Source organism: Limimaricola cinnabarinus LL-001 (assembly GCF_000466965.1).
Taxonomy (GTDB): Bacteria; Pseudomonadota; Alphaproteobacteria; order Rhodobacterales; family Rhodobacteraceae; genus Limimaricola; species Limimaricola cinnabarinus.
In genome coordinates this window covers 1-525 of sequence record NZ_BATB01000190.1, presented here as the reverse complement: position 1 = coordinate 525, position 525 = coordinate 1, and the positions used below count along the sequence as shown (strand labels likewise).

The 525-nt window shown below is 66.7% G+C and carries 1 protein-coding gene; it reads left to right on the top strand.

Going from position 1 to position 525, the window contains the following annotated elements:
* Window positions 1-147 precede the first annotated feature (147 nt).
* Window positions 148-525: aminotransferase class III-fold pyridoxal phosphate-dependent enzyme (locus MBELCI_RS19060; protein WP_045320586.1), on the top strand; the 378-nt coding region annotated here is incomplete at its 3' end.

The window sequence follows — 525 nt, the reverse complement described above, 5'->3', positions numbered from 1 at the left end:
CGCCCGATCCTAACTGGACCTAAGCAAACGTCCCATCTGGCCCTGCGCTTGGAGTGCGATCGGGCGCAGCTTGGGTGGCGACGCCGTGCCTGCCCCTTGGCATGGCGCGCTTCACCTTCCTTGCGCCATGCCCATGAGGACCTCGCTGTGAACCAAGCCGCCCCCAACGACTTCAACCGCGTGATCGACGCCGACCGCGCGCATGTCTGGCATCACATGACCCAGCACAAGCCGCTCGAGACCACCGATCCGCGGATCATGGTCGAGGGGCACGGCATGCGTCTTTGGGACGCGACCGGGCGCGAGCATCTCGACGCGGTTTCGGGCGGGGTCTGGACCGTCAATGTCGGCTATGGCCGCGAGAGCATCGGCGAGGCGATCCGCGAGCAGGTCACGAAGCTGAACTATTTCGCCGGCAGCGCCGGCTCGATCCCCGGTGCGCGCTTTGCCGAGGCGCTGATCGCGCGGATGCCCGGCATGGCCCGGGTCTATTCGGTCAATTCGGGCTCCGAGGCCAACGAGAAG